This window comes from Pseudomonas sp. PvP027 (assembly GCF_017833005.1).
Lineage (GTDB): Bacteria > Pseudomonadota > Gammaproteobacteria > Pseudomonadales > Pseudomonadaceae > Aquipseudomonas > Aquipseudomonas congelans.
On sequence record NZ_JAFIBK010000001.1, the window covers coordinates 1,447,530 to 1,461,125 of the forward strand.

Sequence of the window (13,596 nt, forward strand, 5' to 3'; positions counted from 1 at the left end):
ATGCAGCTCGGGCAACACCCCTATACGACAAGGTAAACCAATGCGTCTGTTTCACACCTCTGACTGGCACCTGGGTCAGAACCTGCACGGCCAGGAGCGGGATTTCGAACACGGCTGCTTTCTGACCTGGCTGCTGGCCCGTCTGGCCGACCGTAAACCGGATGTACTGTTGATCGCGGGCGACATCTTCGACACCGTCAACCCGCCGGTCAAAGCGCAGGAACGCCTGTACGACTTCATCGTCAACGCCCATGAGCAGCAGCCGCTGCTGACCATCGTGATGATCGCGGGCAACCATGACTCCGGCTCGCGCATCGAGCTCCCCGCCCCCCTGATGCGCCGCTTGCGTACTCACGCGCTGGGCAGGGTGATGTGGCTGGACGACGGCGTGCTGGATGCCGAACGCCTGCTGCTGCCATTGCCGGACGCCAATGGCGACATCAAGGCCTGGTGCCTGGCGCTGCCCTTCCTGCGTCCCGCCGAAGTCACCGGCCCGACCCTGGGCGATGACTACCTGCGTGGCATCGGCCGGGTTCATGAGCTGCTGATCGCAGCGGCTGACCTCAAGCGCCAGCCGGGTCAGGCATTGATCGCCATCAGTCACGCCCACATGGCAGGCGGCTCGGTCTCGGAAGACTCCGAGCGCAGCCTGATCATCGGCAACGCCGAAGCGCTGCCGGCCAGCCTGTTCGGGCCAAGCATCACCTATGTTGCGCTGGGCCACCTGCACAAACCGCAGCGGGTCAACGGCGAAGAGCGCATTCGCTACAGCGGCTCGCCGATTCCGCTGTCCTTTTCGGAAATCAGCTACCAGCACCAGATTCTCGAGATCAATTGCGACGGTGAGACGCTGACCAGTGTCGAGCCGTTGCTGATCCCTCGTGCCGTCAACCTGCAACGCCTCGGGCCTGCGCCATTGGCCGACCTGCTGGTACAACTCAAGGCGCTGCCGGACATCGACCTGCTCGCCGACCCGGATCGCCAGCCTTGGCTGGAAGTGCGCGTGCGTCTGGATGAACCCCAGCCGGACCTGCGCAACCAGATCGAAAACGCACTTCAAGGCAAGGCCGTGCGGCTGGTGCGCATCGGTGCCGAATACGCCGGCAAAGGCAGCGCGGACGGCAGCGAGGGTGACGCCACGCTGATCGAACTGGACCAGCTCACGCCTCAGGAACTGTTCAGCCGTGCCTGGCAGGACAACTTCGGCAGCGAGGTCGACGAACAGACGCTGACCGACTTCGCCACGCTGCTGCGTGAAGTCCAGCAGGAGAGCGAGCAGCCATGAAAATCCTCGCCATCCGCCTGAAAAACCTGGCCTCGCTGGCCGGCCCCTTTGAAATCGATTTCACTGCCGAGCCGCTGGCCAGCGCCGGACTGTTTGCCATCACCGGCCCTACCGGCGCGGGCAAAAGCACCCTGCTCGATGCCTTGTGCCTGGCGCTGTTCGGCGCGATTCCGCGGCTAAGCAACATCGGCCAGTCCAAGGTCCCGGACATCGACGGCGACATCACCACCAGCGACCCGCGTACCCTGCTGCGCCGTGGCACGGGCAGCGGTTACGCCGAGGTGGACTTCATCGGCATCGATCAGCGGCGTTATCGTGCGCGCTGGGAAACCAATCGCGCGCGCGACAATGCCACCAAAAAACTGCAGGCCAGTCGTCAGACCCTGACTGATCTGGACAGCGAGCAAATCCTCAGCAACCAGAGCAAACGCGAATTCGAGCAACTGATCGAAAACCGCCTGGGCCTGAATTTCGAACAGTTCACCCGCGCCGTGATGCTCGCCCAGAGCGAGTTCAGCGCGTTCCTCAAGGCGGATGACAAGGAGCGCAGCGAGCTGCTGGAGAAGCTGACCAATACCGCGATCTACAGTCAGCTCGGTCGACGCGCCTACAGCAAGAGCAAAGAAGCCGAAGACGCCCTGAAAACCCTGACCGCGCAGGCCAGCAACATCATCCCGCTGGCCCCGGAACTGCTGGCTGAACTGGAGCAGCGCCTGAGCGATGCGCAGCAGCAGCTCAAGGCCCATCAGACACAGCAACGGCAACTGGAAATCAAACAGCAGTGGCTGACCGAGCTGCACCGTCTGCGTGACGAACAGCTCGCGGCCCAGGAGGCACTGAACAGTGCGCAACAGGCCTGGGACGACCACAGCGGTGCACGTCAGACCCTCGGCCAGCTGGAACGCCTGGGCCCGCAGCGCCATCGTTTCGCGCGTCGGGTCACGCTGAACGCCCAGCTTGAACCTTTGGCTGAACAGATTCGCCAGCATCAGCAACAACAGACCTCGCTGCACGAACAGCAGCAACAGCTGGAAAGCCGCCGCAGTCAGGCGCAGACCAGCCTGCTGGAAGCCCAGCAAACCCACAGCAGCGCGAAACCGCTGCTGCTGCAGGCTTTCGAGGCACAGAACACCCTGAATCACCTGGCCCAGGAACTGGCCAAGGCGTCCGACCTGCACCAGCAGAGCGAGCAGCTCTGCATCCAGGGCCAGACCAGCCTGCAAACCCTGCTTGATCAGCAACAGCAAGTAGCGCAACGTCTGGAGCGCATCGCTGGGCAACTACAGCACAGCAGCGAACTGGCGCCGCTGGCCCAGGCCTGGAACGCGTGGCGTGACCGCCTGAAATCCCTCACTCTGATCGCCAATCGTCTCAAGCACGGCCACAGTGAGCTGCCTGCGCTGCAGCAACGTGCCAACGCTGCCGATCAGCAACTGACCGAGCAACGCAGCGCGCTGGAGTTGCTGTACCGCGAAGCCGATTGCGAAGTGGCGGCAGTGACCGAGCAGGTGCAGATTCTCGGCAGCCTGCTGCAGGACAACCGCAAACAGCAACGTGCATTCGAGGAGCTGGCCCGTCTATGGGCCAGTCAGCAGGAAGTCGACCGGCAGCTTGCCGACCTCACACAACAACAGCAAAGCGCCCAGCAGCAACGCGAACAGCTCAACAGCGAAGGCATCCGCGTTCGTGATGAACTGACCGTCGCCGAGCAGACCCTGAGCGTCACCCGGCAACTGCTGGAGCGCCAGCGCTTGGCCCGCAGCGCCAGTGTCGAGGAGTTGCGCGTGCAGTTGCAGGACGACCAGCCCTGCCCGGTCTGCGGCAGCATCGAACACCCCTGGCATCAGCCGGAGGCGCTGCTCGAAAGCCTCACGCAACACGACGACAACGAGCAGGCCAGCGCGCAGAAAGCCGTGGACCTGCTGACCGAGCAACGCAATCAGTTGCGCGAGCAGGTTGGCGGCGTGATCGCCCGGCAGAAAGAGCTGCTGCGCCAGCACGAGCAGCTCACCGCGCGCCATCAGGCTTTGGCACCGGACCTGGAGTCACATCCCCTCGCCGCCCAGTTGCTCGACCGCGACGCCGACAAGCGCGACGGCTGGTTGAGCCAGCAGTTGAGTCAACTGAGCGAAGTCATCAGCCGTGACGAGCAACGTCAGCAAGCCTTGCTGACCCTGCAAAAAGACGCTGCGCGCCTGCAGCAGCAGCTTCAGGTGGCGACCGAAGCCAGCCAGACCGCTGCGGGCCATGTTGCCGAGCAGCTCAAGCAACTGGAGACCGACGGGCAGCGACTGGAAGAAGAACTGACGGCATTCACGCCGCTGGTATCGCCCCAGGTGCTTGAAGGGCTGCGCAGCGATGCATCGGCAACCGTGCTGCAGCTTGAACAGCAGGTGACCCAGCGTCTCGATCAGCTGGAGCAACAACATGAAGAGCAGCAGGAGCAAACCGAGCGCCAGCAGAAGATCGAGAAGCAGCAGGTCGAGCAACAGACTCGCCTGCACCGCCAGACCGAACTGGCGCAGGAAGTCACCCGGCTCGGCGAGCAACAGCAGACCAGTCAGCAGACGCTTGCAGGTCTGCTGGGCGACCACGCCAGCGCAGAGCAGTGGCAGCAGGCGCTGGAGCAGACCATCGAGCAGGCCAGACAGGCGGAAAGTCTGGCGGCGCAGGCTCTGCAGGACATCCACAATCAGCTGATTCAACTGGCTGCCGAGCTCAAGTCCGGACAGCAACAACAGCAGTCCCTGCAACAGGAACTGGCTGAACTTGACGTGCAGATCAGCGAATGGCGTGCTCAGCATCCGCAGCTGGACGATAGCGCCCTGAACACCTTGCTGACCTACGACGACGCGCATGTCGAGCAACTGCGTGCGCAATTGAGCAGCACCGACAAGGCGCTGGAACAGGCAAAAGTGTTGCTGCAGGAACGCGATCAGCGCCTGCAACAGCATCAGGCGCAACACAGTGACCTGACCGACAGTGCGCAACTGGCGGCAGCGCTGCAACAAGCCCATGAACAGTCGGCGCTCAGTGAGCAGCACTGCGCCGACTTGCGTGCCGAGCTCAGTGAAGATCAGCGTCGCCGCAACGCCAACAGCGAACTGCAGGCGCGCATCGCCGATGCCAACAGCGAATACCTGCGCTGGGCACGTCTGGCGTCGTTGATCGGCTCGGCAGAAGGCGACAGATTTCGCAAAATCGCCCAGGCCTACAACCTTGATCTGCTGGTCCATCATGCCAATGCACAGCTCAGGCAACTGGTGCGCCGCTACCGCCTGAAACGCGGCGGCAGCATGCTCGGTCTGCTGGTCATGGACACGGAAATGGGCGACGAACTGCGCTCGGTTCACTCGCTGTCCGGCGGGGAAACCTTCCTTGTCTCGCTGGCACTGGCGCTGGGCCTCGCCTCCATGGCGTCCAGCACCTTGCGCATCGAGTCACTGTTCATCGACGAAGGCTTCGGCAGTCTCGACCCGGAGTCACTACAACTGGCGATGGACGCCCTCGACGGCCTGCAGGCGCAGGGTCGCAAGGTCGGCGTGATTTCCCACGTGCAGGAAATGCACGAACGAATCCCGGTGCAGATCAAGGTGCGTCGTCAGGGCAATGGATTGAGCACCATCGAGGTGGGTCACTGAGAGACCTGTGACGCGGGACGTGAGGCACGGCAGTTGGTTATCGCTCCTCACGCTCCGCGTGGGAATGCCGTTCTGGACGCTCTGCGTCCGCTCTTGAATGTTGTGCCATCAGCGCTTTCGCGAACAGGCTCGCCTGACAGTCTCCGCATGGTCTGCCACGCATTGGGCAGTGGTCGCAGGACCTGTGTGGGCGAACATGCTCGCGAAAGCGTGACGGCTAATGAATCATTGAGCGGATTTGTGATCCAGCGCTGCGTAGAAATTAGCGCTCTGTTGCAGGTATTTGCTGGTGTAGGTCGAAGTGTAGGTCTGAGCGGCGTGAGCTTTCTTGTCGTTCACTTCGACGCTGGCGCTGGCCGGAAGAGCGACGCTTGCCGAGATAGCAGATGCAGCGATGATGGAGAAAAGATTGAAATTCATGTCGGTCACCCCTCTTGTCTGTCTTTACGCTGGTTTGAAGTCCTGACCGTTATGGCCGTGACTCAAACTTACGCCCGAGGGTGGTTCAGCAGAAATCTTTTGTAGCACTAACCCATATCATCAAGAATGATAACGGCTCCAGCCCTTGTATCGCGCGGGCTGGAGCCGGGGCGGCTTACTTGTCGGTCAGAAAACGCAGATAAGACGGTGCATCTGCATCGAATTTCTGTACCGTTTCACCGATCTTCCCGCTCTGCGGATCACGGCGCACGGTCACGATCTGGTTGCTCTTCTGATTGGCGAACAGCATGAACTTGCCGCTCGGATCAAACGCGAACTCGCGTGGCTCCTTGCCTTCCAGGGAACGCCGCTGAATTTCTTCGAGCTTGCCGCTGGCCTGATCGATCCGGAACACCACGACCTGATTCGCGTCACCACGATTAGTCACGTACAGAAACTTGCCATCCGGTGAAGTGTGCAAGGCGCCACCACCGTTCTTCTCTTCCACGCCCTTGTTCTTCATGTCGACCAGTTGGGTCTGCTTGAAGCCGCCGTCATGGTAGTCGAACACCGCGACCTGGGCGGTCATTTCCAGTACCAGCCAGGCATGCTTGCCGTCGCCGCTGAAAAGCGTATGACGGGGTCCGGAACCGCCCGGCAACTGCACGAACGGCACCTTGGCTGGCTGCAGTGGCTTGGCCTGGCTTGCGTCGTATTGATACACGAACAGCTTGTCGGCGCCCAGGTCGGCAGTCACCACGTACTTGTCATCCGGGGTCGGCACGGCCAGGTGCACATGTGACGACATCTGCCGCTCACTGTTGACCTTGCTTCCAGGCCCCAGCGGCAGCACCTGAACGGCTTCGTTCAACGTGCCATCCTTGCCCACCGGCACCACGGTCAGCGCGCCGCCCGGGTCAGGGTTTACCGCGTAGTTGGCCACGAACAGGTAGCGGCCGTCGTAGCTCAGGCTGGAATGCGTCGGTTCTTCACCGCGGCTTTGAACCTGATTGATCGGCGTGATCTGACGGGTTTTCGGGTCGATCGCGAAGCTGCTGACCTTACCGACCGCGTCTTTTTGTCCAGGGCCGTTTTCATTGACCGCGAACAGATAGCGCTGGTCTCTGGAGACGGTCAGCCACGACGGGTTTTCGGCTTTGACCACTTGCAGTGGCTTGGCGTCGATCATCCCGGTTTTGCTGTCGAAGGCAAAACGATAGATCCCTTCACTCTTTCCTTGCGTGTAGGAACCTATCAGCAATTCAGTATCGGGCATGGCTTGGGCCTGCAGGGTAAATGCGCTCATAGCACTGGCAATCGCCAGCCACGGCAGAAATTTATGGGGCATGGGGGCATCCCTTGTTATCGAAGTTATTGATGCCTGTTACGGCACTGTCGGGGTCTATGACAGCGCCAGCCCGCATTTACTCAATCCTGCGCGGAATCATCTTCATCGGAGGGGGTAAAGGCATCCAGGCAGATGATTCGGTGATCGGCGTTGCCGTCATTGATCACCCAGCTTTGCAGGGACTCATCGAAGGTCGCAGCGTCGACTTGCGCCTTGGTGAAGCGCCATACCTTGCGCTCGCGGCCGTCCATGCATTCGACGTTCAGTTCCTCGCCCAGAGAGAATTCCCAGGCGTGCAGACCGTCGATTTCCAGCATGGTGGTGGTTTCGAGGGCGGCGAGCAGTGTGGTGGGTGTGGTAGTCATGAAATTCATCCGGCCAGCAAAAGCGCGAATGATAGGGCAAAAGGCAGGCGCAGATACAGTCGGAGCGGAAGTAGAGCCGTACCAACGCCGAGCGCTGGCACGGTGAGCAATCAAACAGGTACTGCGCGTCTGCGCTTACAACTTGCCGATGCCGCCTGGCTGAAACACTGGCTCGCTCGGTGCCAGGCCGTTGACCAGCGGCTTACCGAACTCGGCCTGACTGATCTCGAAATGATCGCCAGGCTGTGTGCGCACGCCGTCGGCAAACGACAGGGTCGCAGTGCCGAAGAAATGCACATGCACGTCACCGGGCCTGAGAAACTGTGCGTACTTGAAGTGGTGGTATTCGAGGTTTTCCAGGCTGTGGCACATGTTCGCTTCGCCACTGAGAAACTCTTTCTCCCACAGCACCTTGCCGTCGCGCCAGACCCGGCTGGTGCCCGACAGGCTTTGCGGCAAGTCGCCCACGCGCAACTCCGGCCCGAACGAACAGGCGCGCAGTTTCGAATGCGCCAGATACAGGTAGTTGCGACGCTCCATGACGTGATCGGAGTATTCGTTACCGATGGCGAAGCCCAGGCGATAAGGCTTGCGGTCATGACCGATCACATACAGGCCGCTCAGTTCGGGTTCTTCCCCGCCGTCTTCGGCAAAGGGCGGCAGCGAAAACGAATGTCCGGGGCGCACGACAATGCTGCCGTCACCCTTGTAGAACCACTCTGGCTGAACACCGGCCTGCCCCGCTGCCGGCTTGCCGCCTTCGACGCCCCATTTGAAGATTCGCATGGTGTCGGTCATCGTGGCTTCGTCGCCGGACTGCTGGTGCATCTTGTCACGCGCCGACGCACTGCCCAGGTGTGTCAGCCCGGTGCCGCTGACCAGCAGGTGCGCCGGATCAGGATGGTCGAGCGGTGGCAGGATCCGCAGCTCCTCAAGCAACTGCGAATAGTCGTGCGTCTCGCCAACGCCACGCTGCTCGACCTGATGCGCCAGAGCCGAACCTGCCTCGATCGCCGCCAGCGCCAGCTCGCGAACACTCTCGACACCCTGGACCTCTCGCACCTGGTCACCGTCGACCAGCCCTACACGGCGCTGGCCATCGCTCAATTCAAACTGTACTAACCGCATGAAATTCTCCTTCCAGAATAATGGGCCGCTGAAAACCTATCTCGCCTTGGCACTCGCCGCGAAGTCGGACACTGGCAGCACATGCTTGCGCTCCAGCACGTGATAAACGATGCCGGTCAGCAGCAGCCCGAAGACCATGACACCCGACAGGAAATAGAGGCCCGATGCCAGACTGCCGGTGATTTCCTTCAACGCACCGATCACGAACGGACCGATGTAGCCGCCCAGGTTGCCGACCGAATTGATCAGCGCGATACCGGCTGCGGCACTGGCACCGGCAAAGAACCGCCCCGGCAAGGTCCAGAACACCGCCGTACAGGAGAACAGCGCAAACGCCACGACGCACAATGCGGCCAACTGCGCCACCGGCATGGTCAGCCAGGCGCTGCAGAACAGGCCGATGGCGCCCAGCACATAAAGCACCGCCAGATGCCCGTAACGGTCGTTGAGGCGGTCGGAACTGCGCGGCACGATCAGCAGGCCGATGATGCCGAAAATGTACGGCACCGAAGACACGAAGCCGGTGGTCAGGTCACTGCCACCGAACTGTTTGATCAGCGTCGGCAACCACAGGCCCAGACCGTAGATGCTCAAGGTCACCGGCAGATAGAACAGCGCCAGAAGCAGCACGCGCTTGTCTTTCAAGGCATGCAACGGATTGCCGTGGCGAGTCTGGCCATACTCTTCAAGATCCCTTTTCAGCTCACCGGTCAGCCAGTCCTTCTCGGCCTGGTCCATCCATGTGACCTGCTGCGGACCATCCGGCAGCCAGCGCAGCACCGGCCAGGTCAGCAGAATCGCCGGCGTGCCGATGACGATGAACAGCCACTGCCAGCCATGCAGGCCGAGTATGCCGTCCATGCCCAGCAAACCGCCGGAAACGGGCCCGGTGATCATCATGGCGATGGGTTGCGAAAGGATGAAAAGTCCGAGAATCTTGCCGCGATGGCGCACCGGAAACCACTGGGTGATGTAGTACAGCACACCGGGAAAGAAGCCCGCCTCGGCGGCGCCGAGCAGAAACCTCATCACGTAAAAGCTGTGCGGCCCCTGGACGAAGGCCATGCCGATGGTGATCGCACCCCAGGTGATCATGATCCGCGCGAACCAGCGACGCGCGCCGAAACGTTCGAGCATCAGGTTGCTGGGGATCTCCAGCAGGAAGTAACCGATGAAGAACAGGCCGGCACCCAGCCCGTAGGCCGCGTCGCCGATGCCGATGTCCGCGCCCATGTGCAGCTTGGCAAAGCCCACGGCAGAGCGGTCTACATAAGCGATCAGGTACAGCAGGATAAGGAAAGGAATCAGTTTCAGCGTGATGCGGCGTATAAGCCGCAATTCCTGGCTCATGTAGGCGGTCTCCCATTGTTTTTGTTATGGAACCTGCGGGGATCGCCTCTGTGCCTGGGGGCTGAATAACGCTGCACATGCGCCAGGATGATCCCTCGTCTACGATCGACTATATAGTAATACTATTTAAACTGACAACTCTTCCAATACGCGTTTTTTAGGCTTACCTTAGCCAGCAGTATCGCCATTAAGTCTTACAATAAGAGAGCCGATCATGTCTGACTCCGATAAAAAACCGACCCTCCGTTCTGCCCAGTGGTTTGGCACTGCCGACAAGAACGGCTTCATGTACCGCAGCTGGATGAAGAATCAGGGCATTGCCGACCATCAGTTTCAGGGCAAGCCGATCATCGGCATCTGCAATACCTGGTCGGAGTTGACCCCCTGCAACGCGCATTTCCGGCAGATCGCCGAGCATGTCAAACGTGGCGTGATCGAAGCAGGCGGCTGGCCGGTCGAGTTTCCGGTGTTTTCCAACGGCGAATCCAACCTGCGCCCTACCGCTATGTTCACCCGCAACCTGGCGAGCATGGACGTTGAAGAAGCGATTCGCGGCAACCCCATCGATGGCGTCGTGCTGTTGACCGGCTGTGACAAAACCACCCCTGCCCTGTTAATGGGGGCTGCGAGTTGCGACATCCCCGCCATCGTCGTCACCGGCGGACCGATGCTCAACGGCAAGCATGAAGGCAAGGACATCGGCGCCGGAACCATCGTCTGGCAGATGCACGAGTCCTACAAGGCCGGGACCATCAGCCTGGACGAATTCCTCTCCGCCGAAGCCGGAATGTCGCGCTCGGCTGGCACCTGCAACACCATGGGCACGGCCTCGACCATGGCCTGCATGGCCGAAGCGCTGGGCACTTCGCTGCCGCACAACGCGGCCATTCCGGCGGTGGATTCGCGGCGTTACGTGCTGGCGCACATGTCCGGCATGCGGGCCGTCGACATGGTCCGCGAAGACCTGCGCCTGTCGAAGATTCTCACCAAGGCCGCTTTCGAAAACGCCATCCGGGTCAACGCGGCCATCGGTGGCTCGACCAACGCCGTCATCCACTTGAAAGCCATCGCCGGGCGCATCGGCGTCGACCTGGACCTGGATGACTGGTCACGCATGGGCCGGGGCATGCCGACGATTGTCGACCTGCAACCTTCGGGGCGCTTCCTGATGGAAGAATTTTATTACGCCGGTGGCCTGCCCGCCGTGCTGCGGCGCATGAACGAAGCCAAGCTGCTGCCCAACCCGGATGCCTTGACCGTCAATGGCAAAAGCATCGGCGAAAACACCTGCAACTCCCCCATCTATGGCGAAGATCAGGTGATCCGCGCGCTGGACAACCCGATCCGCGCCGACGGCGGGATTTGCGTGCTGCGCGGCAACCTCGCGCCGCTGGGGGCCGTGCTCAAGCCTTCGGCCGCAACGCCGGCACTGATGCAGCACCGTGGCCGCGCAGTGGTGTTCGAGAATTTCGAGATGTACAAATCGCGAATCAACGATCCGGATCTGGACATTGATGCCAACTCGGTCATGGTGCTCAAGAACTGCGGTCCCAAGGGCTATCCGGGCATGGCCGAGGTCGGCAACATGGGCTTGCCAGCCAAGCTGCTGGCGCAGGGCGTGACTGACATGGTGCGCATTTCCGATGCGCGCATGAGCGGCACGGCTTACGGCACAGTGGTTCTGCATGTGGCGCCAGAAGCCGCAGCCGGCGGCCCGCTGGCGGTGGTCAAGGAAGGCGACTGGATCGAGCTGGACTGCGCTGGCGGGCGTCTGCATCTGGACATCCCGGAAGCCGAACTGGCGGCACGCCTCGCCGACTGGCAGGCACCGCCGCAACTGTTGCTTGGTGGCTATCGTCAACTGTACGTAGACCGGGTTATGCAGGCGGATCAGGGCTGCGATTTCGACTTCCTGGTCGGTTGCAGAGGCGCCGAAGTCCCTCGTCACTCGCACTAAACGAAACGGCGGCTGCCTGACGCAGGCAGCCGCCGCAAGTGTTACGCAATGGTATGATGCCCAGCAATTACCGCCAGGACCGACCAGCGTTCCCATGGATTATCGAAAGCCTTCCGACCGAAAAAGCATGCACGCACGCATTGTCCAGGAACTGGGCATGCAAATCGTGTCCGGCCGTTTCAAGCCTGACGAAAAGCTACCTGCCGAAGCAATGCTCTGCGAAGAGTACGCCGTCAGCCGCCCGGTCCTGCGTGAAGCGACACGGGTTCTGGTGGCCAAGGGTCTGGTCTATTCGCGCCCGCGTGTCGGCACGGTGGTCAAGGCGCGCCGCGAATGGCATCTGCTGGACCCGGACGTGCTGCACTGGGTCATGCAAAGCTCGCCGCAGAATGAGTTCTTCCATCTGCTGACCAGCGTACGCGCGGTCATCGAGCCGGCGGTTGCAGCGCTGGCCGCACAGCATGCCACCGACGCAGAGATCGAATCGATCCACGAAGCTTATCTGCGCATGGAAGCTGCACCGACGCCGGAAGACCTGCTGCAACCCGACCTCGACTTCCACAGCCGCATCGCCGACGCCACCCACAACGATCTGCTGGCGCACTTGTGCAACATGCTGTCACTGGCATTGCGCGAAGCGCTCAAATACTCCAACAAGCGCCCCAACCTGCACGAACTGGCCATGCCACGCCACAAGGCGATCCTCACCGCCATCCAGAACCGCGACGCGCTGGGCGCACGCCACGCGTCACTGGTGCAACTGGACGATGCGCGCAATGCGCTGAGTGTGGTGCTCGGGGGCGGTTGATCGACAGGTTCGACTGAATCGAGAACTTCCTGCGCCTGTCTATGCGTCGTGTTTATTAATCAGGCATGGCGAACCCTGACGATTGCTGATACCCGCCGCTGAACGTTCTATTTCCGCGGGAAATATCCAGTTCATTCGTAAGATCTTTACTAGCCCAGCGTAAGCTCAGTCCTTAATCACTCCAGATAGCGAGTCTGCTATTTGCGAACATATAAAGTAATGATATCTCTCCCTGCACATTAATTAACACACTGCGCCTGTTCATACACGTCGATTAAACCTGTCGAACGTCAGGGATTCGTGCAGCTGATAAAAAAGTGTGCAGGGAGCATTGCATGAAACTTCTGTCCATCGTTCAGGGCGATACCACAGACCACGGAGGGTCTGTTATCAACGGCGATCGAACAAAGCGTATTAACGGTTTCCAAGTAGCACACAGGGGCTGTGACGTCATCTGTCCGCTGCATGGCGCCAGTAAAATCATCGGCGAAGAAAACAACTTCCATATCGAAGGAAACATCATCGCACTGGAAGGCGACCTGACCAGTTGCGGGGCTCGGTTGGTATCCAGGCAACAAAACTTCTTTCGGGTCGAAAGGCTGTCCAGTGCTGTGAGGTCTGCGCCCGAAACTTCGGCCGGTCATCATCAGGAGGTGGCCAGCGAAGGTGTGGTGGATGGCGGTGTGGAGGCCGTTGATTCGTTGCTGAGCCCGCAGAACTCAATGGCATGCGACGAACGTTTTCGTCTGTTTAACCAACAGCGTTCCAACCTTGGCCATCTGGGCTATGTGCTGATGCAAGACCAACGCTGCACTGCCGTCGGCGCGCTTGACCTGCAAGGCTACAGCCGCAGCCATAAAAGCCCTGCGGTCATCGCTCTACAACTCGCAACCACCGCACCCTGGCCGGTCATGGGGTGATCCCGATGTCTCTGAACGATTTCCAGCGCACCAACGCCTTGGGCCCCGACACCTACTTCGCGTTGCCCCAAGGCGCCTCACACACCTACGCCCCGACAGACACCCCGGCCAAAGAAGTCATTATTCAAAGCCTGGCCCTCTCTCGCATCCCCGGAGCCATGCGCAACATGGGTTGGAATACGGCGGCAGCGCTGATGCAGCGATGGTTTGACAGTCCAGCGTGGGAGATGCCGGAGGAGTGGAAGGAGCGAGAAACGCAGCCAGACCCAATGAGCCTGTCTCCCGCGCAGTGCGATGAAAGCATCGTGAAGATGGAATGGGCAATGCAGTTTGAGCGATGCAGGCAGGCTGTTGAGGTGGCTGAGTCAAGATTG

10 protein-coding genes and 1 pseudogene are annotated in these 13,596 nt (G+C 60.8%); 6 read left to right on the forward strand and 5 right to left on the reverse strand.

The features are described 5' to 3' along the window. Positions 1-40: 40 nt before the first annotated feature. Entirely contained in the window at positions 41-1,285 is a 1,245-nt protein-coding gene (locus JOE33_RS05610) for an exonuclease SbcCD subunit D C-terminal domain-containing protein (protein ID WP_032614251.1), read from the forward strand. Then, positions 1,282-4,926 (forward strand): AAA family ATPase, encoded by a 3,645-nt coding sequence (locus tag JOE33_RS05615; RefSeq protein ID WP_187625696.1) that lies wholly within the window; start codon positions 1,282-1,284, stop codon positions 4,924-4,926. Before JOE33_RS05610 ends, JOE33_RS05615 begins: the two co-directional genes overlap by 4 nt. Positions 4,927-5,151: 225 nt before the next feature. Here the strand turns inward: JOE33_RS05615 and JOE33_RS05620 are convergent, their stop codons facing one another. The 5 genes from JOE33_RS05620 to JOE33_RS05640 all read right to left on the reverse strand — a co-directional run bounded on the left by JOE33_RS05620 (position 5,152) and on the right by JOE33_RS05640 (position 9,537). Then, positions 5,152-5,346, reverse strand: coding sequence for a hypothetical protein (locus JOE33_RS05620; RefSeq protein ID WP_010435723.1), 195 nt, complete (start codon positions 5,344-5,346; stop codon positions 5,152-5,154). Positions 5,347-5,521: 175 nt separating this feature from the next. Continuing rightward, positions 5,522-6,694 carry a lactonase family protein gene (locus tag JOE33_RS05625; RefSeq protein WP_187625697.1) on the reverse strand — a complete coding sequence of 391 codons (1,173 nt, stop codon included), beginning with the start codon at positions 6,692-6,694 and terminating at the stop codon, positions 5,522-5,524. An 80-nt stretch (positions 6,695-6,774) separates the two neighbouring features. Then, positions 6,775-7,059, reverse strand: a complete 285-nt coding sequence (locus JOE33_RS05630; protein ID WP_010435716.1) for a DUF5629 family protein — start codon at positions 7,057-7,059, stop codon at positions 6,775-6,777. A 135-nt stretch (positions 7,060-7,194) separates the two neighbouring features. Further along, positions 7,195-8,187 (reverse strand): AraD1 family protein, encoded by a 993-nt coding sequence (araD1, locus tag JOE33_RS05635; protein ID WP_187625698.1) that lies wholly within the window; start codon positions 8,185-8,187, stop codon positions 7,195-7,197. Between the two features lie 36 nt (positions 8,188-8,223). Beyond that, a complete protein-coding gene (locus tag JOE33_RS05640; protein WP_032614245.1) occupies positions 8,224-9,537 on the reverse strand; it encodes an MFS transporter in 1,314 nt (437 codons plus the stop codon). 214 nt (positions 9,538-9,751) lie between these two features. Here JOE33_RS05640 and JOE33_RS05645 point away from each other — a divergent pair, with 214 nt between their 5' ends. The 4 genes and pseudogenes from JOE33_RS05645 to JOE33_RS05660 all read left to right on the forward strand — a co-directional run. Beyond that, positions 9,752-11,494: an IlvD/Edd family dehydratase gene (locus JOE33_RS05645; protein ID WP_010435711.1), complete on the forward strand. Its 1,743-nt coding sequence runs from the start codon at positions 9,752-9,754 to the stop codon at positions 11,492-11,494. A 94-nt stretch (positions 11,495-11,588) separates the two neighbouring features. Then, positions 11,589-12,302 (forward strand): FadR/GntR family transcriptional regulator, encoded by a 714-nt coding sequence (locus tag JOE33_RS05650; RefSeq protein WP_010435709.1) that lies wholly within the window; start codon positions 11,589-11,591, stop codon positions 12,300-12,302. Between the two features lie 335 nt (positions 12,303-12,637). After that, entirely contained in the window at positions 12,638-13,222 is a 585-nt protein-coding gene (locus JOE33_RS05655; protein WP_122693664.1) for a PAAR domain-containing protein, read from the forward strand. A gap of 5 nt (positions 13,223-13,227) precedes the next feature. Continuing rightward, positions 13,228-13,596 (forward strand): annotated as a pseudogene (locus tag JOE33_RS05660) (DUF6402 family protein); the annotation flags it as partial.

Excerpts from the sequence above, each read along its gene's own strand:
- JOE33_RS05610 (WP_032614251.1), top strand. The coding sequence starts at position 41 with ATGCGTCTGTTTCACACCTCTGACTGGCACCTGGGTCAGAACCTGCAC.
- JOE33_RS05615 (WP_187625696.1), top strand. The coding sequence starts at position 1,282 with ATGAAAATCCTCGCCATCCGCCTGAAAAACCTGGCCTCGCTGGCCGGC.
- JOE33_RS05620 (WP_010435723.1), bottom strand. The coding sequence starts at position 5,346 with ATGAATTTCAATCTTTTCTCCATCATCGCTGCATCTGCTATCTCGGCA.
- JOE33_RS05625 (WP_187625697.1), bottom strand. The coding sequence starts at position 6,694 with ATGCCCCATAAATTTCTGCCGTGGCTGGCGATTGCCAGTGCTATGAGC.
- JOE33_RS05630 (WP_010435716.1), bottom strand. The coding sequence starts at position 7,059 with ATGACTACCACACCCACCACACTGCTCGCCGCCCTCGAAACCACCACC.
- araD1 (WP_187625698.1), bottom strand. The coding sequence starts at position 8,187 with ATGCGGTTAGTACAGTTTGAATTGAGCGATGGCCAGCGCCGTGTAGGG.
- JOE33_RS05640 (WP_032614245.1), bottom strand. The coding sequence starts at position 9,537 with ATGAGCCAGGAATTGCGGCTTATACGCCGCATCACGCTGAAACTGATT.
- JOE33_RS05645 (WP_010435711.1), top strand. The coding sequence starts at position 9,752 with ATGTCTGACTCCGATAAAAAACCGACCCTCCGTTCTGCCCAGTGGTTT.
- JOE33_RS05650 (WP_010435709.1), top strand. The coding sequence starts at position 11,589 with ATGGATTATCGAAAGCCTTCCGACCGAAAAAGCATGCACGCACGCATT.
- JOE33_RS05655 (WP_122693664.1), top strand. The coding sequence starts at position 12,638 with ATGAAACTTCTGTCCATCGTTCAGGGCGATACCACAGACCACGGAGGG.